Genomic DNA, 21,769 nt, shown 5'->3' with positions numbered 1-21,769 from the left:
ACATGCCCGAATAGGCCAATACTCACCGTGGCGATAACGTAAAACGCAGACCCGGTAAAATACCCCATAGAGCTAGCTTTGCCCATCATGCCGTGCGCTATATGGAATGGTGGGTGGAGAATGACCCACTCTTACCCAGTAAAGCTAGCTGGCGCAATCGCTGTAACGCCCTAAAGCACTTTGGCGAGGACTTTAAGTCCATCCCAGTGCACAAAGCGAAGCTAGCGGATCTGCGCAAGTGGTGGGAATCCCTTACCTTTCATCAGCAGCATGCTCGCCGCTCGGAATTTAATAAATTTTTTAATTTCTTAATGGCTGAAGGGTTGTGCAAACTGGAAAGCAACCCGTTTACCGCAGCCGATGATCGACCGCGCCTACTGAAAACCTACCAAGAAACATCAACGCCTAACCCTAGAGGCTTACTGGACCATTTATGAAAAGGCCGGTGAGATGGGTTATGACACTCTGCAAATAGCTTTGGGTATCAGTATGCTCACAACTATGCTCCGTGCTGATATTTGTGAGCTGAACGTTGAGAAACAGCTACAAGGCGACAATCTACGCAAAACAATCAATAAATCCGAAGCGCAACGAGACAGTCTCGCCGCCAACCATCTAAGTTTTAATTTAAAAACCCACCAACAACTTGGCAAACTTATTAGCCGTGTAAGGGAACTCAGCCTAAGAAATTGCCGCTGCCCCTACATACTGAGCCACACACCTAAGCAACGGTGCACCGGAAAGACTAAAGAGCATGTTTACCAGGTAAGCCCCGGCCGACTGAGCGATATGTTTACAGAAGCTCGCAACCCTACTGGACTTTATATCGACTTACCCCAAAAACAAAACTCCACCCAGCTTCCACGAAGTGCGCAGCCTGGCCTCAGACCGGTTTAAGCTGATGTGATACGACGTGCAGTCAGTGCAGCAATTGATAGCGCATACTAATGAGCGGGTTACTCAGTCTTATCAAGCGGAACACGGTATTGATTATGAGGAGATTAGTATCTATTTGGATAGGCAAGTAATAGGAAGGGAGTTTTAATAGGGAAAATTTTTAACACTAAGATAAATACTAGCCCAGCACCTAAACTGGACTAGTTAGAATTATAATAAATTTACTTAAGCTCTATTCTGCCCAATAGCTTCAATATTATTGTTGGACTCTAAGTAGCATATATTCTTTGATCGGCTCAGCTTGTAAAAGCTAAGATTTTTCATGGCTACCCCAGAGACCTCTTAGGTAAGCAATATCCCCTTCGGCAGGGACAATTTGAATTTAATTTGCTTACTCGTTATTCAATAAGCCAATTTCGTGGGCAACCTCCACGATTGGTTGGTACATTGAGTTATCGGCTTTGATAAACCCTTTACGGGGAAATGCGGCAAGTAGTTTTGGATCTCGCATATTCAAAATCGCCTGTTGCACCTTTTCTGTGAATCCATTACCCCAGGCATCATCGACATCTCCACGAATTGTCCAGTTGTAATCTGGATATCCCGGAGTTTTCCAGATCACTTGGACTTTACTCTCATCCACTTTTCCAGCTTTCTTTTCATTCTCCCACACTTTGTAATTCAGGGCTCCAACCTGATATTTCCCAGACTGCACAAGATCCAAGGTATTAGAATGATGGCCACCAAAACCAACGTGGCTAAACACATCAGCTGGAGGTTTATCCAATGCCTTTCGGATAAAATATTCCGGCATTAGTCGTCCAGAAGTAGAGTGTTCTGAGCCAAAGGTAAACGTCATACCCTCAATACCACGGGGAAAGTCTTCTGACGGTTTGAGTCCGGTGCTTTTATTGGCAATAAAGTAGGAAGTGAAATTTTGATCTTCTTCACCTTGAGCAATGGCTTTGGCGCCAGGATCCGCAATACGAGCCTGCACCCCAGTAAAACCACCAAACCAAGCCAATTGAACTTTATTATTTCTAAAAGCTTCGACCGTATCGCTATAGGAATCTACGGGTAAGTACTTAACCTCAACCCCTAGCGTATCAGATAAATACTGTGCAACTTTGCCAAAGCGTTTTTGTAAGCGTACCGGGTCCTGGTCCGGGATGGCAGTAAAAACAAACAGCTTTATATCTTCTTGGGAAGATATGAGAGATATGCCGAATAGCATTATGAGGCTGAGAATAGACACAGTTAAACGTTTTAACATTCTGTTGGTCCTCTACAGATTCGCAATTCGAAATTTATATTCTAAAAATAAGCAAGTAAATATAAGTATTATATATAGATAAAAAAGTGTAACTAAAATGTATGGTGTTTATTTAGATAACCAAGAGCAAGATAGATTTTCACCATTATACGTATTATCTGAACTGTTAATATAAAGGTGGTGGGGAATTCTTTGACGGAAGTATACAAAGGCGAGAATCTGCACCACTTTTCGCAGCCCCCCTTTCTACCGTTGATTACCCTGCTGTATTCGAAGCTACCACAGGGGGTTAGCCGGATTATTTTAAGAACAGCTAACCGCTATGGAAGCTGTCAACGATAACGCCCCACTAAGGCACAGCTAACCCTTATGCTTTAAATATTGGCCACTGATGGGGTTTAATTCCTCCAAGACAGCACAGGCTTGAGTAGATAGCTGTACTATATGATCCGTGCCCATCTTCATACGCTCACCGGGGATTCGCCAAAGAGAGGATTCAAAGTCTCCCAACATGCACAACGTAATTCCCCAGGTCGAACGAAGGTGAGTATCAATAACTGGATAGCGAGCTTGGTTAATATCCGCTCTCGCTCCTGGTAAAGGTCTAACTCTTTCAGGAAGCAGGGTAACTCTTCTCGCGGGAGGGAATCCCGGTGGCTACTTTTTCGGCCACGCAAAATACCCGTTAACTCAATTGCGGGATTATGCGTAAGCTTGCCAACCTGAACCGCATAGCGACAAAGCGGCGAATAACTTGTAAAACCCGTTGCGCAACATCCATCGCATCCCTCTCCTCTATATCGCGGACAATGGCTATTACATCTTGGGGCTGAAGATCGGCTATGGGCCTTTGGCCAATTCGAGGGAAGGTATTATCTCGTAGCCTAGTCCATACACGGTTGGCATGGTCCTCTGTCCAGGTTCCTTTCTGGTGGTTCCACCACTCTTCTGCAACAGCAGCAAAACTCCGGTCAATACTGACTCTAGCCTGGTACTTCTCAACTCATTTCTGTGCTGAAGGGTCACGATCCTCTACTAGCAGCTGTTTTGCTTCAGCTACTTTTTGCCTCGCCCATTTGAGACTTACAGAGGGGTAAACGCCCAAGGCCAACGTCTTTTGCTTTCCTTGGAATCGATATTTAAGCCGCCAATACTTGGAGCCAGTAGATTTGATCAACAGGCGCAGCCCCTGTCCACCCGTAAGCCACTGATCCTTGTCGCTTGGTTTGACCTGCTTGATTTGAGTATCTGTCAGAGCCATGGTGGTGCTACCAGTTTCTAAATTGAACTAGGTAGTACCAAATGTAGCACCAGATAGCACCGGATGACAACGAACGAGAGCGGAGGGCTACGTACCCTCCAAATAGCAGAAAGCCCGGATTTACCGGGCTTTCTGAATGATTCCGAACTTCTTCGGATCTTGATGTGGTGCCCAGGGCGGGACTTGAACCCGCACGAGCATAGCTCACTACCCCCTCAAGATAGCGTGTCTACCAATTCCACCACCTGGGCAAAAATCTTTACTGCTGTTCCTCTGAATCAGTTTCCTGATTTACAGCTGGCTCTTGCGAATCGCTGCTTTCAGTCGGAGCCTGAGGAACATCACCGGCTTCCAGATCTGATTCAAGTTGCGGGATATCGCTTTCGATTTCTGGCAACTCGTTGGCCGGTCCAACTTGCTCAACTGCAGCGGGTATTTGCGGCAGATTTGCATCGACATCGGCATCTGCGTTTTGACGAGCCAAAAAGGCCAGCCCCAAACTGGTGACGAAGAATACAGTAGCAAGAATTGCTGTCAAGCGGGAAAAGAAATTTCCGCCACCTTGACTACCAAAAACTGTCTGAGATGCACCTGCACCAAAGGAGGCACCGGCCTCGGCACCCTTACCTTGCTGCAATAAAATCAGGCCGATAATACCCAATGCAACCAGAACGTGTATACCTAAAACAATTTCTTCCATTTTCTGGAAACTCTCTGCCGGGGTTGTGCTAACCCGTTTTTAGTATTCCCTAATCCGCTCGCTGAATATTATTCAGCAGCGCGACAAATTGCGGCGAACTCTTTCGCATCAAGCGAAGCGCCACCCACAAGGGCGCCGTCAATATCAGCCTGCGCAAACAAGGCGCTGGCATTAGCGGATTTTACACTACCGCCATATAAAATCTGTACCTGCTCACCTACATTACCGAGCTCACCCCGAATAAATTGGTGAACGTCCTGTGCTTCTTCAGGCGTTGCAGTTTTACCTGTGCCTATTGCCCAAACAGGTTCATAAGCCACAACTGAATGCTTCCAGGTATCACTTTCGATGATGTCTCTAACAGCTTTAAGCTGGTTTGCGATCACCTCGAGAGTACGCTCCTGCTCACGCTCTTGCAGGGTTTCCCCGACACAAAGGATCGGGATCAAACCAGCCTGCTGGGCAGCCACAAACTTCTTGGCTACCAGCTCGCTTGTCTCCCCATAGAGGCTGCGGCGCTCGGAGTGCCCAACAATGACATAGCGAGCATTCCAGTCGAGCAGCATTTCAGCGGATATTTCACCGGTATACGCGCCACTGGATTCCTGACTAAGGTTTTGCGCACCAACACTAAAGCGCTCCCTATCTTCTGCTACCTGGGACACCAGGGGAATATAAGGAAATGGCGGGCAAACAACCACGTGAGCGGCAATAGCCTGCAGGTCGAAGTCAGAAAAAAAACGTTCGGCAAAGGCTTTATTGCCGTTCATTTTCCAGTTAGCTGCTACCAGCGGTATTCGCATGTGTGCTCCTTTAAGGGGCGCAAATCTTAGCGACATTGCCGCCAACATACAACCAAAAATATACGAGTTTGCCTATCTCACTGATGGCGCCATATAGAACACCTCAGGAGCACCCCTAATGAAGGGCTCAGCCGCCCCCAATCCTTTGTACTACAGCGGAGATCTGCTGTGCCAGTTGCTCTACCTGAGTGCTATCACGGCCTTCCACCATTACCCGGATAAGGGGCTCAGTACCAGAGGGACGCAGTAGAACACGACCATTGTCAGCGAGTTGAAGCTCCGCATCACTGACCGCTGCCATAACTTCCGGATGGTCGAGTATACCATCGCGATGTCCAAGTCGCACATTAATCATGTGCTGGGGAAGCATCTGCATGCGCGCCTTGAGCTGGTGCAGAGGTAGGCCAAATTCAGAAAGGGCTCGAAGCACCTGAAGAGCAGCAACAATGCCGTCTCCGGTTGTTGAAGCATCGGCGCAGATGATATGGCCAGAAGATTCACCACCCAGCATCCAGCCATTGGCCTTCATTTTTTCGAGCACATAGCGGTCGCCAACTTTAGCGCGCTCAAACGGGATATTGCGCTCCCGCAGGGCCAACTCAAAGCCGTAATTACTCATCAGGGTACCGACAATGCCCTTACAGCCACCAAGATGCTCCTGCTGGTAAAGACCAATAATAAAGAGCAGCTGATCCCCATCGACAAGATCACCATTGCGATCTACAAACAAAACCCTGTCTCCATCACCATCGAAAGCGATCCCGAGATCTGCACCTTGCTCCACTACTGCGCTCTGTAACTGCTTGGGTTTGGTAGAGCCACACTCCAGATTGATATTTAGTCCATCCGGGCTAGCACTTAAGGCAGTAACTTCTGCCCCCAGCTCTCGAAAGACCTTTGGTGCTATGTGATAAGTGGCCCCGTTTGCGCAATCAAGAACGATTTTGAGACCACCCAGAGAAAAGTTCCAAGGTGTGGATGCTTTGCTGAATTCGATATAACGCGAGGCCGCATCATCTACTCGATATGCCTTGCCTAGATTTTCCGCCGCTTCCATGGGAAGCTCGAGCGCCGCTTCGATCTCGCGCTCTACTTCGTCGGGCAATTTGTAGCCTTCGGCACAGAAGAACTTGATGCCGTTATCGTGAAAAGGGTTATGCGAGGCGCTGATTACGATTCCCGCCCGAGCGTGGAAAGTGCGAGTGAGGTAGGCAATAGCAGGGGTAGGCATGGGGCCCAATAGGCCCACATCAACTCCTGAGTAGATTAAACCCGCCTCCAGGGCAGCTTCAAACATATAGCCGGACACTCGCGTATCCTTGCCAATCAAAATATAGGGGCGACTGGACCTCTTACCCGCGGACATCTTTCCCAGTACCTTACCGGTGGCGTACCCTAACCTCAGCATAAAGTCCGGGGTTATTGGCCCCTTTCCCACATGTCCACGAATTCCGTCAGTGCCAAAGTACTTTCTTTCCATTTCTGTTCTCTACTGCAGCTAACTACGCCGCATTTAATTTGTAAAAATTTTAAAAATGCCTCTACAATTTTAGGAGGCTAATGTTTGTAAGAATTAGGCTTTAAACCCCTCGACAACTTGCTGTAATCGCAGAACATCAACTGTCTCTGCAACATCGTGTACCCGTAAAATCTTTGCCCCTCGCTGGGCTGCTAGCATAGCAAGTGCAAGGCTACCTGGAAGCCGATCCTCCACCTCTCGCTGCAACAGGCGCCCGATCATCGACTTACGCGACAAGCCAGCCAGTATAGGCACATCCGCTGGGCCCAATTGCGACAAGGCACCTAATAAAGCCAGGTTATGAGCATCGTTCTTGCCAAAGCCAAAGCCTGGGTCCAGCAAGAGGCGCTCTCGGTTAATTCCCACCGCACCACAGGCCTCAATACGGCCCGCCAGGTAATGGGCGACTTCCGTTACTACATCTCTATAATTGGGGGAAGTTTGCATGGTATCCGGCTGTCCTTGCATATGCATAAGGCATACCGGTAAATCTGTTTGCGCAGCAGCCTCAAGTGCACCCTCTCGCTCAAGTGCACGAACATCATTGATAAGCCCTGCTCCCACTTTAGCGGCTTCGCGTATCACTGTTGGTGTACTGGTATCTACCGAGACGACGACATCCAGCCTCGTACAAATCGCATCTACCACGGGAAGTACTCTGTCGAGCTCCTCCTCCTCAGAAATAGGAGAAGCTCCAGGTCGAGTAGACTCCCCACCCACATCAATAATTGCGGCCCCCTCGTCTAGCATTTGCTCGGCCCGGCGCAAGACAAGAGACAGATCTAGCATGCCAGCCTGATAGTAACTGCCGCCATCGGAAAAAGAGTCTGGGGTGGTATTGAGAACCCCCATCACTACCGGTGAGGAGAGGTCTAGTGTGTGTTTTCCACAGGTGATTTTCATATACAGAGATAAAAAAACGGAATGTCGAACCGGGGTGGACTGACGCCATCCCGACCTACATTCCGTTTATGCCATTTAAATGTTTCGCTGAGAATCAGTGCTCGTTTAACGGGCCACCAACCGGGTTACTCTTGTCTGCCTCCGTAGAGGCCTCAGATGTATCCGTTTTATCCACTTCATCGGTTGAGCTGTTGCCACCGGAGCCAAAATTGTTGTCTTCCCAGTCTTTAGGTGGACGCACTTTGCGACGAGCCATCAGGTCGTCCACTTGTTCTGCGTCCAGGGTTTCATATTCCATCAAGGCATCTTTCATCGCTTCAAGGATATCCCGATTTTCCTCTAGCAGCTGGCTGGCACGTTCATAGCAGCTATCAATGATACGGCGAACTTCTTCATCAATATCATTAGAGGTCTTGCCGGAAACCGGGTTACCCTGCCCCGGCTGGCCACTTTCATCTTCTCCATAGTGCAAGGGACCAAGTTTCTCAGAGAGTCCCCATTTGGTCACCATACTACGTGCCAAGTCGGTAGCGCGTTCGATATCGTTGGACGCGCCGGTTGTCACACCATCTATACCCAGGGTCATCTCTTCGGCAATACGACCACCAAACAGTGAACACAACTGGGATTCAATTGCACGCTTGGAGAGGCTGTACTTATCCTCCTCAGGCAAGAACTGGGTAACACCCAGTGCACGGCCGCGAGGGATAATGGTGACTTTGTGAACCGGATCATGTTCTGGAACCAGGCGACCAATAATCGCATGACCCGCTTCATGATAAGCAGTATTCACTTTCTCTTTCTCATTCATCACCATGGACTTGCGCTCGGCACCCATCATGATTTTGTCACGGGCACGCTCAAACTCCTCCATGGTCACCGTTCGCTTATTAGCGCGAGCAGCAAAAAGTGCAGCTTCATTCACCAAGTTGGCTAAATCGGCACCGGAGAAACCGGGTGTACCCCGCGCAATAGTCTGAGCATTGACCTTGTCATCCAGTGGTACCTTACGCATATGCACAGTCAAAATCTGCTCGCGGCCACGGATATCCGGTAGGCCGACAAAAACCTGACGGTCGAATCGACCAGGGCGCAACAGAGCATGGTCGAGTACGTCCGGGCGGTTAGTGGCGGCGATCACGATCACCCCTTCATTGCCTTCAAAGCCATCCATCTCTACCAGTAGCTGGTTGAGTGTCTGTTCACGCTCGTCATGACCACCGCCAACACCGGCGCCACGGTGGCGGCCTACGGCGTCGATTTCATCAATAAAGATAATGCAGGGAGCTTGCTTCTTGGCCTGATCGAACATGTCACGGACGCGGGAAGCACCCACGCCGACAAACATTTCTACGAAGTCGGAACCGGAAATAGAGAAGAAGGGCACTTTTGCCTCACCGGCAATGGCCTTAGCCAGCAGGGTCTTACCGGTTCCGGGAGGACCACACATCAGTACACCACGGGGGATATTACCGCCCAGGCGCTGGAACTTGGTGGGGTCTCGTAGAAACTCTACCAGCTCCTGTACTTCTTCCTTTGCTTCATCCACACCCGCAACATCGGCGAAGGTGGTCTTGATCTGATCTTCGCCTAATAGGCGCGCTTTACTTTTACCAAAAGCCATAGGCCCGGAACGGCCACCAGCACCGCCCTGCATCTGGCGCATGAAGAACATAAAGACGGCAATAATAATGAGGATCGGGAAGCTCGCTACCAAGAGTTGCTGCCAGATACTGGGAGATTCAGGTTCACGGCCAACGAACTGGGTATTACTGCGCACCAACTCATTGGTGAGTTCATCGTCAATAATCTGTGGCTGGATAGTCTTGAAACGACTGCCGTCGGCTTTTTCGCCAGTAATCACCAGACCATCCACAACGACGCTTTTCACCTGTCCCGACTGCACATCCTGAACAAAGTCGGAATAACTGAGAGCCTCATCCCGTGTCTGCGGCTTAAAATTCTGAAATACCATCAGCAGCACCGCCGCGATGATCAACCACAGTACAAGGTTCTTTGCCATATCATTCAAAGGGATAGCCCTCTCGCTTTCGCACTCAAAATCCGTTCATTTTGCTGTGCCAATCCTATCTATACCCATCAAATCAGTATAGGTGTAGGAGACAACAGCCCTGCCGCCCAATAGGAATACTGCTTATACCATATCGAGCAGGCAGACTAGAAATACGCCTTCGCGCCTAATTGCCCTTAAAGCCCCTGGCCACCAAATAGACTTCGCGAGAGCGAGGTCTGGAGGCGCCAGGCTTACGAGTCACAACACTGTTGTAGCTCGCTCGCAAGTCGCGGATCAACTCATCAAACCCCTCACCCTGGAAGACTTTGGCAACAAAAGCACCGCCAGGCTTTAATACCTGCCGAGCCATATCTACTGCCAACTCTACCAAATACATGGAGGCGGGCTGATCAACATCGCGTATCCCACTCATATTGGGGGCCATATCGGAAATCACAAGGTCTGCCATCTCATCGCCAAGATGTTGCAGCAGCTCGTTGAGCACTGACTCCTCAGTAAAGTCACCTTGCACAAAGTCCACACCGGCCAGGGGATCCATCGGCAATATGTCAGACGCCAAAACCCGGCCTTTGTGCCCCACTAGCTCCATCGCCACCTGAGACCACCCTCCCGGTGCAGCGCCCAGGTCGACAACCGTCATGCCTGGCTTGAACAGGCGGTCCTTATCCTGTAACTCCTGCAGCTTGTAGCTGGCACGGGAGCGATAGCCCTCTTTCTGGGACTGTTTGACGTAATGGTCATTAAAATGTTCACGCAGCCAGCGGTGGCTGCTCTTAGATCGGCCCATCGGGTACAATGCCTACAATCACTACAGCTTATTAGTAAGAGCGGTCATGAGCCGCGATCGGGTCAGCCAAACAACTGCTGACGAAGATCGAGGCTTTTGGCCACTCCCATATCGATATCCACAAAGTGGTAATGGAGTATTGTATGCCTTTAACCGCCGACCGCAAAAAAGCACTGCGCTCTCTCGGTCACAATCTCAAACCTGTCGTGACTGTAGCGGGCAATGGGCTCAGCGAGGGCGTGATGGAAGAACTGGAACGTGCACTGGAAGATCACGAGCTGATCAAGGTAAAGCTGATGATCGCTGACCGTGAAGTCAGACATCAGATTGTCGGGGAGCTCTGCCAGAAATCCTCTGCTGATCTGATCCAGGAGATTGGTAAAATCGCTTTAATCTATCGAGCTGCGAAGAAGCCGGATGTACGCAAATCTAATTTGTTGCGCTAGTCCTATAAAACTGGACTAGCCATAGACAATGAGGCCTGAACAATAGTCCTACTATCAGCAGGGAACTCCGTCAGGCCTTGATTGAAGCAGTCAGGAATTTAAGTTTAAACCTAGCTGCTATTATTCAACTTGTAATGAAAAATTCCCTCTTAAAAGGGTTCAGCAATTAAAACATTGCTGGTGATTTCAGAAATCTTAGTCCCTTGTAGCCCTTCTAGCTCAACTCTAAGCTCTTTACAGGCTCCACCTGTATTTCTCTCAGCATTAACGAGTAAGCTGATCTCCCTTTTAGTTTCATAAGGGTTGCCTATAATCCATCCATAGGTACGGTCTATACTATCCTCAATAGTTTGAACCTGTGAGGGAGTTATTAAAGCATTCTTATTTCCAGTATAAGTACCAATAACCATATCATTACAGGTCACATTTAATCGCACTGAAAAATAGAATTTATTATCGACATTAACTGATGTGGAATCACAATTTGGTGGCAATCCCGATCCGATTCTAACTGACCCATTCGGCTGCCTAAAATACTTATAACACCTGAATCCGGTATCATAAAAACCATTCCCCTTTATTGTTGCATCAACATCAAAAATTAATGGTCCTGCAGGATCGCCCTCAACACGGACCAGCGCAACATACTTATCGTTTGCACCTTTTATATTTTTGTTGACATTGGTAAAGGATTCATGATTCAAAGTTACCCTTGAACCGCTAACAAAAACATGTTTATTTGCCGCCAAACCAGGCAAAGTCTCAAACTCGTCAGCAGATACAGCTACCGACCATAACAAAGCAAAAGATAACAACAACCTTATTTTCATCTTTAAAATCCATTTATGGAAAAATTTTGAGGAGGAAAGCCTGAGCAACCTCCAAAACGCTACGGACAATCGTTAATTGCCAAGCCCAAAATCGGCAATTAAAACCATATCATTAATAGAACTTCTCGGACTGCATCATCAATAGAGTCATATCGTCCCCTATGCTAACAAAGAAGCAATCTCATAATTTTGATCTTAAAAGCAGCCAAGCCCTAAAAAGATTCGGCAATCAGAATATCTGTGGCAATATCAGAAATCTTGGTTCCCTGCAATCCTTCCAGCTCCACCCTAAGTTCTTTACAAGCCCCCCCTGTATTAATCTCAGCATCCACTAATAAATTAATATTTCTTTCAGTATTATAAGGGTTTTCGATAGGCTTACCTGTAATTGGATCAACGCCCCCCTTTGCAGCCTTCAGCTCAGCCGGACTTAACAATGCATTTTTATTTCCAGTATAAGTGCCAACCACATGTTCATTGCAGGTGACATTCAAACGTACAGTAAAAAAGAATTTATTCTTAGGATAATCGCTTGCGGTACACACCCTCCTAGTTCCCATTGGTTGCCAATTACTCACAGGATCTGGATAAACCGGCTCCCCAATAGGATCAAGCCTAATACAATCCTCTTTAACATCATAAAACCCATTACCTTTAACTTTTGCATCTACATCAAACACAAGGGACTGCCCAACATCACCATCAACACGCACCAATGCAAAGTAAGATTCAATATCGTCGTACTTAGTAAATGAAGTATGGTCCAAGGTGACTCTGGTACCACTAACATAAACAGACTTATTGGTAGCAAAGTTAGAATGTGACACAAAGTCACCAGCGACCACACTTAAAGGTAGCAACATAGAGAATAGAAAAATATGTTTTATCTTCATAATCTTAAACCTTACTAAAAGCTAAAAATTGTTTTCATACAATGAATGAACTTAAAAATCTTCGGCAATTAAAATGTCCCCAACAATTTCAGAGATCTGAGTACCATTTAGCCCTTCTATTTCTATCCTAAGCTCCTTACAAGCCCCCTCGGTGTTAAGGTAATTATCTATTAACAAATTCAACTCTCTTGTGCGCTCATAAGGATTGCCTATAACTTTGCCCCATTTCCGATCAACACTTTTTGCGATAGCGCTCTTTTGTTCGCTGGTTAGCAGAGTATTTCTGTTTGCGGATTCGGTGCCTATAATGAAGTCACTACAGGTAACATCCATGCGAATGGAAAAGTAAAAATTATCACCAGGGACTGCATATCCAATTGGGCAGGGAGGATACCAAGGGAATAAAAGATCCCTTATCCCAGGTTCAAGCTCTCCAATTTGCCACCCTCTAGCGTAGCACTTAAAACCTAAATCATAATAACCATCGCCCTTTATCTTGGCATCGATATCAAATATTAAATCTCGCCCTACATCCCCTTCTACAGGTACAGTGGCAACATATTTTTGCCCACCAATATTGACAAAAGACTCGTCACTCAAAGTAATTCTTGTCCCGTTAACATAGACATAGTCTGCACCAGTCAAACTAGATGCAAAAACAGGAATATTCGCAAAAGCAAACACAAAAGATACTATAAAAATATAGAATTTATTGAAAAGCTTCATCTTTATTCAACTAAAAGCAACACACTTAAAAATATCTATGCACAACCTGATCAGAATGACTCTAAAATCAAGATATCGCCGGTAACATCATAAATCTCTGTGAGAGGCCATCCACTTAATTCTATTCTTAGTTCGCTGCACGCTTCACCAGACTCACGCTCAACATCTATAAATAAATTCACCTCCCTCTCTCTTTCATAAGGATTTCCGACAACTCCGAGTCTCGTATCAAGACTGTCCCTGATAGCATTTACTTGCTCCTGGGAAAGCAATGTATCCCTGTTAGCAGAATCAGAGCCAAGTAATTTTCGACTTGTAGAGTTACAATATACTGACATAGAAACAGAAAAATTAAACTGATTATCCGTATCAGCACCCAAATAACATGGGCTATTGGTCTTAGGATTTATATTTTCAAGCTGCGTTAAATCACCTAAATTTTCTCTTAAAAAAGGATGCATAGGATCAACAGGATACCGAGAAATCGGAGCTAGGCATCGAAACCCGGAATCATAATAGCCCAACCCTTTAGCCCGCATATTAACGGTAAAGTTTAATGATTGAGCCATATCCCCTACCACTGGAACTGTTGTTACCAGCCTGTAATATACCTTTGGATTCTCAGGGAAAGTAAAATTATATTCCTTACCAAAGGAATCATAATTTAATTCATATTTTAAGCCATTAACGAATACAAAATCTTTTGTTTGCGACTCGATATCATTACCTGAAGCTTGAGCACAACAAGAAATAAAAGACAGTAAAGCTAGGACAATTTTATTTTTAATCATAAAAAATCTCATGGAAAGTTAGGAAACCCGATATTTACTGCTCATTTATCATCAAAGACACATCACCAGTAAACCTGTCCACCCTATAAGAGTGGGTCTTCCACTCTGGAAAAACCAGCTCAATATATAAATCTATCTCCGCCTTTAAAAAGGAAATTAAAAGTGGGGAGAACTCATGAACTATTTTCTGGCTACAACCATCAAAAGATATCTCATCTCTACTATCACAAGGAATACGCACGCCTTGAGAATCCAACAACAATGATTGATGATGCAATGATTCAATACTGCTGAGATATTTGGAAAAATCTGGTGCATTATTATCTGGTGGGGGGTAACGAGATAAATCCGTAAACAGCGGCTGTTCTAGACAGTGCAAAGGTTTGTTTTCTATATACTTTGTAGCAGATGAGAATCCTGGATCAGATGAGATGCGTATTCGCACTGATTGACAGCTACCTAGCCAGCTATCTTTTACCTGCCTCGCAATAGTTTCCGGGATAATTTCTGCGGCCCGATCAGAAACATCTATTGGCTCAAGCCCCCAAATTAATGAAAACTGATCATAACTCCATTCGACACCAAAGAGTTTTGGTGTATTTTTATAATAAATCCCACCTCGTACATAATCGCCATATCCTAGCCCATCCTTCCCGTAGAGATACTTAAATATTTCTTTCGACTCAAGATCATAGTCAAACTGATTATCTGTTGCCTCCCGAGATGTCCAAAAAACCAAATTGTCATCTACACGAGCTATTAAATCATATGAATAGTAGCTAACTTCATCAGTCAGAAAGCACCTTGCTAACTCTTCCATTTTATCTATATTACGTCCAGAAAGAGAAGGGTTATTTCCCCAATCTTCAAGATCAATATCTAGATAACCAAACCTTTGTAACTTAACACTTACCGGATTAACTTCCAGCTCTTTATTATCCTTTGTATAAAAGGTCCCGCCAACTGAAAAAAGTTTGCTAGTAAATTCTCTTGCAGAGCTAGCATAGGATACTCCTGATTCATATACAGCACCCTTAAAGGATTTTATCTGTTCAGATAAATCGTGACAACTGCTTATAGATACATCATCAGGCTGAATTAATGTTTCAATTATATGTACACGTACTGTTTTAGATACCTCACAATCACTTCCTCCCTCCTTTTCACAACTATTACTATTAGCAACGCAGGGAATCAATAAACAGAAAACATAGAGAATAAATAAATGGTATTTCATTATATAACTCATCAGTCCTTTGACAATCGAGCAGCATTAGCTTGCCTACGTATTGCAGCATTCACTTCCATAGCCTCTTTGCCTAAAGCCTGGGCTGCCAGCATTAATCCATCCCTCTTAGCTTCCATCTCATAGTCAAGGTATTTAGGCACAGTCTGACCGTTACGAAGCAACTGATTCTTATATTCAGCTAACCCCTTAAATTCTTTTATGGTTTGGTTGTGACTATAAACGTTAGTTTGATATGCATCTATTTGACCGGATATCTCAGGAAATAATTCCTTAACCTGCTCCAAAGGGCCTCCATCAGAATAATCAATCTCATTATTTAGCGCTTTTTGGAGCTCATTAGAAATAAAGTCCTCTTCTAAAGGAACGCTATCTTCTTGAGACTTCACCAATACTTCTTTTGACTCATTAAGCTCTTCAGGGGTAAGACTTGGACTCGTCTCAGATAAATTTTGAGCTTTAGCCAGCAAATTATCATGAGAGATCGTTTGGTTTTTTTGGGGGGGGATGCTGTAAGAGTAAAAAAATAGAGAGCAAGAAATTATACCAGCACCCAAGACACCTAAATAAAAATATTTTTTCATAAAATTTTACAACTAAAAATTCTGTATTCCTTAAAGAGGTGAGCAAACCCACCTCTTTATCATTAATATTAGTTTAATCGCATTGATTCTTATCGACGCAAACTCTCAAATTAACAAGCGCGCTTCCACTTTTAACTGTCCATGTATCTTTATCGAAACGCTTCCATATTTTGCCATATACATTATGTTCAGCAGATGTTTTACCTTGCGCTTTTGAGCCGCCTATTTCGTCAAGTGTCTTTAACACTACACCTCCAATTTGACAATAGACATTAGCGCCACACATTTTCATTACACCATCGCCCAAGGTTTTACCTACTGTACTTTTTCCGGCATCTATAACTTCGGGATCAAGAATCTCAATATTATATTCTTTGGCGTAAACTGTGATAAACATTTGCCACAGATCGTTGTACATCTGGCGCTCGAAGTCTTCGGCAATTTGCCTGGCTTCTTCTGGATTATTAGATTCGGGCTTAAGATCAAGAGTACATTCTACGCCCATGTCATCTCTTGCTTCTGTTTTAGTTATATCCCAGGATTTGGTTTTTGATCTAAACCAGCTCCAACCTCTCCTAGAGCCACTATTTCTCCAATAATTATGCATACGATCAACATTTATAGAGCACTCACCACGCAGAGGGCCAGGATATGCGTAATAGTTATAACTTAGTCCAATCGACTCCGAGAATACGGTTCTATTTGGCTGGGGTTCAAAGAACTGCTCACTTACAGTCCAGTTTACATCGGTCCCAGAATCAGTTGAAGTATAAGTTGTTTTCACATATTGCGAATATTCACCACAACGCGCACCTTTGGTGACATAAAAATTAAAGCCACCTGAAGCAAATGAATCTGCATCCATCGTGTCAAAGTGAATAACATCTCCACGCTCTTCACGCTCAAATGGCATTTCCCACTTCTTTAGAACGGAAGTTCGCATCAAAGTATCTGCAGGAAATGACCAAGTATTTTTCTTATACAAGGCAACATCATTGGCTGTTGAAATTACAGGGTTTTCTATTGTTACCCCAGAATTTAAACTAACATTAAAAACATCAAGCTGTTTTACTTTATAGTTATTTTTTCCGTGCTGCGATAAAGTTTGAGACAGTATATTTGCCTCATTGTCAAAAAGGTTATAGCCAGCACTGGCACGACCTACAATCTTTGATCGTTCTGCTCGCTCAACTTCTTTTTCTATGCTCCAAGCGCTATCAGTTACTTGAATCTGCGCATTTATTATTAAGCTGTTAAATGCTATATCTGATTCAAATTGGGCTAATTCCGCCTGGTAAGCTTCCATTTCGCCTTTTGCAGCATAGTAGTCTTGACTTATCTCTTTCTTTCTCGCAATAGGCTCAGCGAGTTGAGAAGAAATTTTATTACTCTCAGTGGTATACCAGTTAGCATTATTTGTTAGACACTGAATAAGGCCATTTTGATTACCTACGTTTGTAGTAATACAGCTACCAATATTAATCGTATTTTTTGAATCAAGCGCTGATTGCTCAGCTTTAAGTGAAGAAATATTTGCTTCTAGGTCATACCATTCTGCTTTTAAGGTATTGTATATGGCTGCAAGTTCTTTTCTTGTACCATTCTCAATATCCCGCATCTTACTTCGCGCACCATTAATCGCCCTTAACGCTTCAGCATTAGCGTTAGGGATAACATAGGTCATTTGAAAATAATTACTTATATAGTCATGATTATCATATGCTTCTTCTTTCAAATCATCAGTGGGAGGCGCATAATATGCTTGCTTACGAATATGTGCGTAGTCAATACACATCGCGCCAGAGCTATCGAGTTCAGTATAAATACCATTTATTTGCTTTACGCCTGCCGGACCAACATATAAAGTATTAGGGTCTTCGTGATCTCGAACAACGTCTCCAATCCCATCAGGGGCTTGTATTCCTAAACTGCTTAGCGGGTTACCCTGCCTTGCGTCAGGAAGGGCCTGAGCATTCAGTGCTCCAAGTGTTAGTGCCACTGACACTAAACAACTTAAAATTTTTCTCGATCTCATTTTGCGTCCTAGCTACCAAATTTATTTTTTAAAAAATTATCATCTAGTAAGAGCCCACCACTTAACAATCAAAGGGCACTTAAATATTTAATAAAGATTACAGTTACAACTATATCTACATTTTCAACCTCCCAAAAAAACAATCAATAAAGTGGACTCTTACTTACACCACATATAATTTCACTCTAAATCAAGATTCAAAATTCTATTTAATCAAGTACAAATTCGATATTTCTAAATCTGTAATTGATCTGCCAAATCATTTAGAGTAGCTTCTAATTTTTGCCTATCATTTTCAACATCAATACTTTGATACCCTAACCAGTCAACCTGCGCTTTTATATATTTACTAAGAATAATTATATTTTTTTCATTCTTTATAGATTCTTGATAAATAGCATCTCTTGTATTTGAAATGGCAGATGTACACAGCCTAGTATTTGAATCGGCGCCACAGTCCTGAGTTAAAGTGTTTTTTGCTTCAATTAAACCAAATGTGGTTTGATCGATCATAAATCGTGTAAGCCAATCAGCCTGAGGCCTCAAAAATGAAAGCATCAATAATGAATTGTCAATTAACCCAAGAGAGGTAACGTAATCCATACTGGGATTTGTTAAAGAGAATATATTTTTTAATAGCTTATCTACATTAATAAGGGAACTAGATAGTAAGTGGTAATACTCAGGGTCTGGATATGATATAAAGTCATTTACTATCAATTCACAACCTGGTTTTATTGCTTGAAATCCAGTTGCTCCTACTAACTCTCTAGTAGAGAATTTTGCTCCATCATACTGATGGTTAAAGCTAAGAAAAAAATCTTCTTCTGATTTTTTTGCAGGCGCATCACTGATTATTAACTCTGCGTCATCATCGGTTGCAATATAGGCGATACTTAGTGGACGCAAAGTTTCACAGCTGAAACTAAATGATAGAGCAGACTTAAAGCTTCCTTCTAGTAGATTGCTATTTTCTATGGTGACTTTCTCTTGTGCCGGGAGCAAGGTTTGCGGAGTGAAATCACATGGTGGGATATACCGAACACCAGTAGTAGTATCTCTTGCCTGACAACTTTGCTCCGCATCAAACAAACTCACTGGATATGCATTAGAAAGTGATGGAATACTCAGCGCAATGAATAAAGTCAATTGAATTTTTCGCATAACAAACCCTTCTTTTTTAAGAAAAATCAAACAAATGTTATCTACTGAAAGTCTTTATTTATTTTTTAAATTTGATCAAGTATTGCCGTTAATGCATATCGCTTAGAGCTGCCTTCTTGATCAGTTAAACTTACGATTAATTTTATTTCATTATTACTCTTCGAACAGGCTGTATAAGCCGACTGCCGCAATGATAAATGAAGGGTTTTTAACCCAGCTATACTGCCATTTGCATTTGGAAGTAATGAACCCTTGATAGTAGAAAAATTAGATACGGCAGGAAGCATATCCATCAATGGTATTGAATCCATAACCGACCAATAGACACCATCAAAAGAAATATATTCAACTTGAATATCGTACAACTTTGTATCCCATTCAGATTGATCTGAATCAAAGTTCCAATAAATGTTAACGCTTCTATCGAGTGAGAATCGGTTTAAACGTGAAATCCTTTGACTTTCAATTGAAAGCTGTGAAAGCGTCAAAACCAATTGTTCCAATTTAGCCCTTAATTCTAAAGAGTGACCGCGGTTAATCATCTCCGCAATTACACCTGTGGCTTCTCTAGATACCTCATAGACTTTCTGTTGATTTTCTTTTAATTTTCGATCTATTCTTTCTAAACTTTCACATAGCAGAACTTGCTCACTTTCAAATGGCGCCAAAAAGCTATTGCCTTTTATCTGAGCAGATGACTGAGATTTTAAATAATTAAATATTTCCTGACCATCTCGACTCTGTTGTAAAAATGCAACATTAATCGCAGCTTCTAACTCTTTTAAATTTTGCTGTATCGGATTGACCTGAAAGTTATGCAATTTTGTGTTAATTAAACCCGAGAAATCAGGGTAGACATCTTCTTGAGTCGATATTGAAATTGAGTCAATATCAATAGTACGCTCAAAAGCTTCCGCTTCATCAACAAAATTATTAACCATCAACTCTAGATAGGTGTGTATTTTATCGACGGCAGGGTAATAGATAGAAAAATGAGGATCTATTTCGTTAAAACAAATACCTGCCTGACACCTTCTAAAATTCAACTTCGTTGAATTATTAATTTTATTGATTAAATAGTCAGCATATGAATCTTTAAGAGTATTTATCTTTTCAGCCAAATATTTTAAATGGTCATTAAGGTATGTTACTCGAGATTCTTGAATGACACTCTCTGGTATAAGACTCATCAAGCCCCATACTTTCAATTCACTTTCCTTAAATAAAATAAGCTCACTATTTAAATTGTTTTTTTCAAAATCGGAAAAAAATGGAAACTGATTGATACCTTTTAGAAGCTCATTAAATTCAAATTCAACGCTATCTTCTATTGCAGAACCTAATGAAAGCCTTTTAAAAACTGCAGATGATTTTAAGGGGTAAAGAATATCTATTGCATTATTTATAGATAAAAGGCGATAATTGTCTTTTCTAACTTGTTTTGTTGACTCGCTAAACCCTTCAGAGGGCGGGGGAATTACATAAGATTTATATAATTCTTGAAACAAATCTCTTCTAACGATATGTAAATCACCCATTAAAGCAGGGAAGTTAAGTAAATCTGAAATATGAACCCAGCTTACATCTTCAAAACTTTGGTAGCTTCTTGCGCTTTCAAACAGAGAGTCTCGTATCTCGCAAGGAAGATGAATATCCATAAAACAACCAGGATTACTTCCTGGCAGAGTGCTCAAACATTGGTCAACACAATCTAGACCCAAAGAATTGTAATAGCATATGTTAGGTGTGTAATGAGTAAGCTGAATTTTTGATTTACATGATGCTTCACCTGACATTCCATTGCGTACTTCTATGAACTCACTCTTAGTGTTACCATCTGTTTTTTGACTAGATATGAAATTTTCTTCTTTTTTTGATAACTGATGTTCTTGCAAAGAAATACTTGAAGGAGATAAAGTTTTTATATTGGCTAACGCATTAGAACTAAGGAAAAGAATAAAAAATATCAAATAAAGAAGAAAACCAGGCTCTCTATAGATTTTGTTTACCACTCTATTATTTACTATTATAATCCCAGACAAAATTACCTTTAACATATAATGACTCCTTGTCCTGCACTAACAGCATAAGAGCAATTTAATTTCACTCTTTATAGTTCCAAGGTGTCAGCTAAACAGTAGAGAAATTATACTGTAAAACCGCCCCCTAACACTTTAAAGGCATTAACCATAATTCCACGGCTAAAAATATAATTGAGCCACGGCTTTATAAAATATGCCCTTATTAGGTATCAATGAATTGTTTTTACTTCACCATATACAGCCAAACTTCCCAAGCAGGTATACGATCATCTAAAAATCAACTTCAAATTAACCAAACAGTGGATTTAGTAAATTACTATGTTTAACAGGTGTCTCTACAACTTATATTGCTAGACTTTCTTAAAAGAAAACTTTTGACATAGGAAAAAATTTTTGAATATTTCTTCCTAGAAGATGGATTAAAAACAATTAATAGTAGGCATTGAGTTATTCTTTGATTAGCCATCCTTAGCCATCCTTCTTATCCACGTCTCCACTATGAACAATTTCATTATTACAAATGTTCATAAGCTCTATTTTTTTATTATAAATTGATAGCTCAAGTCGCAGCAAAGATTTTTTTTATTTTCCACCAACAAAACGTACCAATTAGTAATTTGCTCGAACTTTGTTCGTTAATTGTGGAGATTTTTTTATTTACGCTAATAAAATAGTAATTGACCTCATTTCTTGTAGGGATTAAATCGATTACATTAATTGGTCACACTTGACATATACGACTAACTGTATTTTTCTCTAACTTTAATCATTCCCAATCTCTTATAAGGAATATTTTTCTTCTATTTCAATTTAAAAATGTTGTACTGCGCGAAG

Annotated in this window: 21 protein-coding genes and 1 tRNA gene; 3 read left to right on the top strand and 19 right to left on the bottom strand. The window is 42.8% G+C overall.

Annotated elements, in window-relative coordinates; translation table 11 throughout:
* Window positions 1-113: 113 nt before the first annotated feature.
* Together ACJJH9_RS03070 and ACJJH9_RS03065 are read left to right on the top strand one after the other, a co-directional pair.
* Window positions 114-437 carry a hypothetical protein gene (locus ACJJH9_RS03070; protein ID WP_444924259.1) on the top strand — a complete coding sequence of 108 codons (324 nt, stop codon included), beginning with the start codon at window positions 114-116 and terminating at the stop codon, window positions 435-437.
* 52 nt (window positions 438-489) lie between these two features.
* The gene (locus ACJJH9_RS03065) at window positions 490-897 is read left to right on the top strand and encodes a hypothetical protein (protein ID WP_444924258.1); all 408 of its coding nucleotides are present in this window, start codon (window positions 490-492) and stop codon (window positions 895-897) included.
* 391 nt (window positions 898-1,288) lie between these two features.
* On the opposite strand, the gene ACJJH9_RS03060 is transcribed toward ACJJH9_RS03065, so the two are convergent.
* The 10 genes from ACJJH9_RS03060 to rlmE form a co-directional block, all read right to left on the bottom strand.
* Window positions 1,289-2,170 (bottom strand): putative selenate ABC transporter substrate-binding protein, encoded by an 882-nt coding sequence (locus ACJJH9_RS03060; RefSeq protein WP_444924257.1) that lies wholly within the window; start codon window positions 2,168-2,170, stop codon window positions 1,289-1,291.
* A 685-nt stretch (window positions 2,171-2,855) separates the two neighbouring features.
* On the bottom strand, window positions 2,856-3,146 hold the full coding sequence (locus ACJJH9_RS03055) for a phage integrase central domain-containing protein (RefSeq protein ID WP_444925201.1): 291 nt from the start codon (window positions 3,144-3,146) through the stop codon (window positions 2,856-2,858).
* Between the two features lie 27 nt (window positions 3,147-3,173).
* Window positions 3,174-3,431, bottom strand: a complete 258-nt coding sequence (locus ACJJH9_RS03050) for an Arm DNA-binding domain-containing protein (RefSeq protein WP_444924256.1) — start codon at window positions 3,429-3,431, stop codon at window positions 3,174-3,176.
* A 165-nt stretch (window positions 3,432-3,596) separates the two neighbouring features.
* Window positions 3,597-3,682 (bottom strand) — tRNA-Leu (locus tag ACJJH9_RS03045).
* Between the two features lie 8 nt (window positions 3,683-3,690).
* Window positions 3,691-4,131 (bottom strand): preprotein translocase subunit SecG, encoded by a 441-nt coding sequence (gene secG / locus ACJJH9_RS03040; protein ID WP_252083192.1) that lies wholly within the window; start codon window positions 4,129-4,131, stop codon window positions 3,691-3,693.
* 68 nt (window positions 4,132-4,199) lie between these two features.
* Window positions 4,200-4,934: a triose-phosphate isomerase gene (gene tpiA / locus ACJJH9_RS03035; protein WP_444924255.1), complete on the bottom strand. Its 735-nt coding sequence runs from the start codon at window positions 4,932-4,934 to the stop codon at window positions 4,200-4,202.
* 127 nt (window positions 4,935-5,061) lie between these two features.
* Complete coding sequence (gene glmM, locus ACJJH9_RS03030) at window positions 5,062-6,414, bottom strand: phosphoglucosamine mutase (protein ID WP_444924254.1); 1,353 nt, start codon at window positions 6,412-6,414, stop codon at window positions 5,062-5,064.
* 93 nt (window positions 6,415-6,507) lie between these two features.
* Window positions 6,508-7,356 (bottom strand): dihydropteroate synthase, encoded by an 849-nt coding sequence (gene folP, locus ACJJH9_RS03025; RefSeq protein WP_444924253.1) that lies wholly within the window; start codon window positions 7,354-7,356, stop codon window positions 6,508-6,510.
* Window positions 7,357-7,450: 94 nt separating this feature from the next.
* Window positions 7,451-9,379, bottom strand: a complete 1,929-nt coding sequence (gene ftsH / locus ACJJH9_RS03020) for an ATP-dependent zinc metalloprotease FtsH (RefSeq protein ID WP_252083195.1) — start codon at window positions 9,377-9,379, stop codon at window positions 7,451-7,453.
* Window positions 9,380-9,554: 175 nt separating this feature from the next.
* Entirely contained in the window at window positions 9,555-10,178 is a 624-nt protein-coding gene (gene rlmE, locus ACJJH9_RS03015) for a 23S rRNA (uridine(2552)-2'-O)-methyltransferase RlmE (protein WP_252083196.1), read from the bottom strand.
* A gap of 143 nt (window positions 10,179-10,321) precedes the next feature.
* On the opposite strand from rlmE, the gene yhbY reads away from it, so the two are divergent.
* On the top strand, window positions 10,322-10,624 hold the full coding sequence (gene yhbY, locus ACJJH9_RS03010) for a ribosome assembly RNA-binding protein YhbY (RefSeq protein ID WP_444924252.1): 303 nt from the start codon (window positions 10,322-10,324) through the stop codon (window positions 10,622-10,624).
* Between the two features lie 149 nt (window positions 10,625-10,773).
* Here the strand turns inward: yhbY and ACJJH9_RS03005 are convergent, their stop codons facing one another.
* The 9 genes from ACJJH9_RS03005 to ACJJH9_RS02965 form a co-directional block, all read right to left on the bottom strand.
* The gene (locus tag ACJJH9_RS03005) at window positions 10,774-11,454 is read right to left on the bottom strand and encodes a hypothetical protein (RefSeq protein WP_444924251.1); all 681 of its coding nucleotides are present in this window, start codon (window positions 11,452-11,454) and stop codon (window positions 10,774-10,776) included.
* 212 nt (window positions 11,455-11,666) lie between these two features.
* Window positions 11,667-12,347, bottom strand: coding sequence for a hypothetical protein (locus ACJJH9_RS03000; protein ID WP_444924250.1), 681 nt, complete (start codon window positions 12,345-12,347; stop codon window positions 11,667-11,669).
* A 51-nt stretch (window positions 12,348-12,398) separates the two neighbouring features.
* Window positions 12,399-13,073: a hypothetical protein gene (locus ACJJH9_RS02995; protein WP_444924249.1), complete on the bottom strand. Its 675-nt coding sequence runs from the start codon at window positions 13,071-13,073 to the stop codon at window positions 12,399-12,401.
* Between the two features lie 50 nt (window positions 13,074-13,123).
* Window positions 13,124-13,864 (bottom strand): hypothetical protein, encoded by a 741-nt coding sequence (locus ACJJH9_RS02990; protein WP_444924248.1) that lies wholly within the window; start codon window positions 13,862-13,864, stop codon window positions 13,124-13,126.
* 34 nt (window positions 13,865-13,898) lie between these two features.
* Complete coding sequence (locus ACJJH9_RS02985) at window positions 13,899-15,101, bottom strand: hypothetical protein (RefSeq protein ID WP_444924247.1); 1,203 nt, start codon at window positions 15,099-15,101, stop codon at window positions 13,899-13,901.
* Between the two features lie 11 nt (window positions 15,102-15,112).
* Window positions 15,113-15,694, bottom strand: coding sequence for a hypothetical protein (locus ACJJH9_RS02980; RefSeq protein WP_444924246.1), 582 nt, complete (start codon window positions 15,692-15,694; stop codon window positions 15,113-15,115).
* A 73-nt stretch (window positions 15,695-15,767) separates the two neighbouring features.
* Window positions 15,768-17,729, bottom strand: coding sequence for a hypothetical protein (locus ACJJH9_RS02975; RefSeq protein WP_444924245.1), 1,962 nt, complete (start codon window positions 17,727-17,729; stop codon window positions 15,768-15,770).
* 234 nt (window positions 17,730-17,963) lie between these two features.
* The gene (locus ACJJH9_RS02970) at window positions 17,964-18,893 is read right to left on the bottom strand and encodes a hypothetical protein (RefSeq protein ID WP_444924244.1); all 930 of its coding nucleotides are present in this window, start codon (window positions 18,891-18,893) and stop codon (window positions 17,964-17,966) included.
* Window positions 18,894-18,958: 65 nt separating this feature from the next.
* Window positions 18,959-20,950 carry a hypothetical protein gene (locus ACJJH9_RS02965; RefSeq protein ID WP_444924243.1) on the bottom strand — a complete coding sequence of 664 codons (1,992 nt, stop codon included), beginning with the start codon at window positions 20,948-20,950 and terminating at the stop codon, window positions 18,959-18,961.
* Window positions 20,951-21,769: the final 819 nt, after the last annotated feature.

The sequence above is a fragment of the Microbulbifer mixtoriginis (SeqCode) genome, from assembly GCF_052466715.1.
The sequence above is the reverse complement of the archived record's forward strand: the minus strand, read 5'-3'. Positions and strand labels throughout refer to the sequence as shown.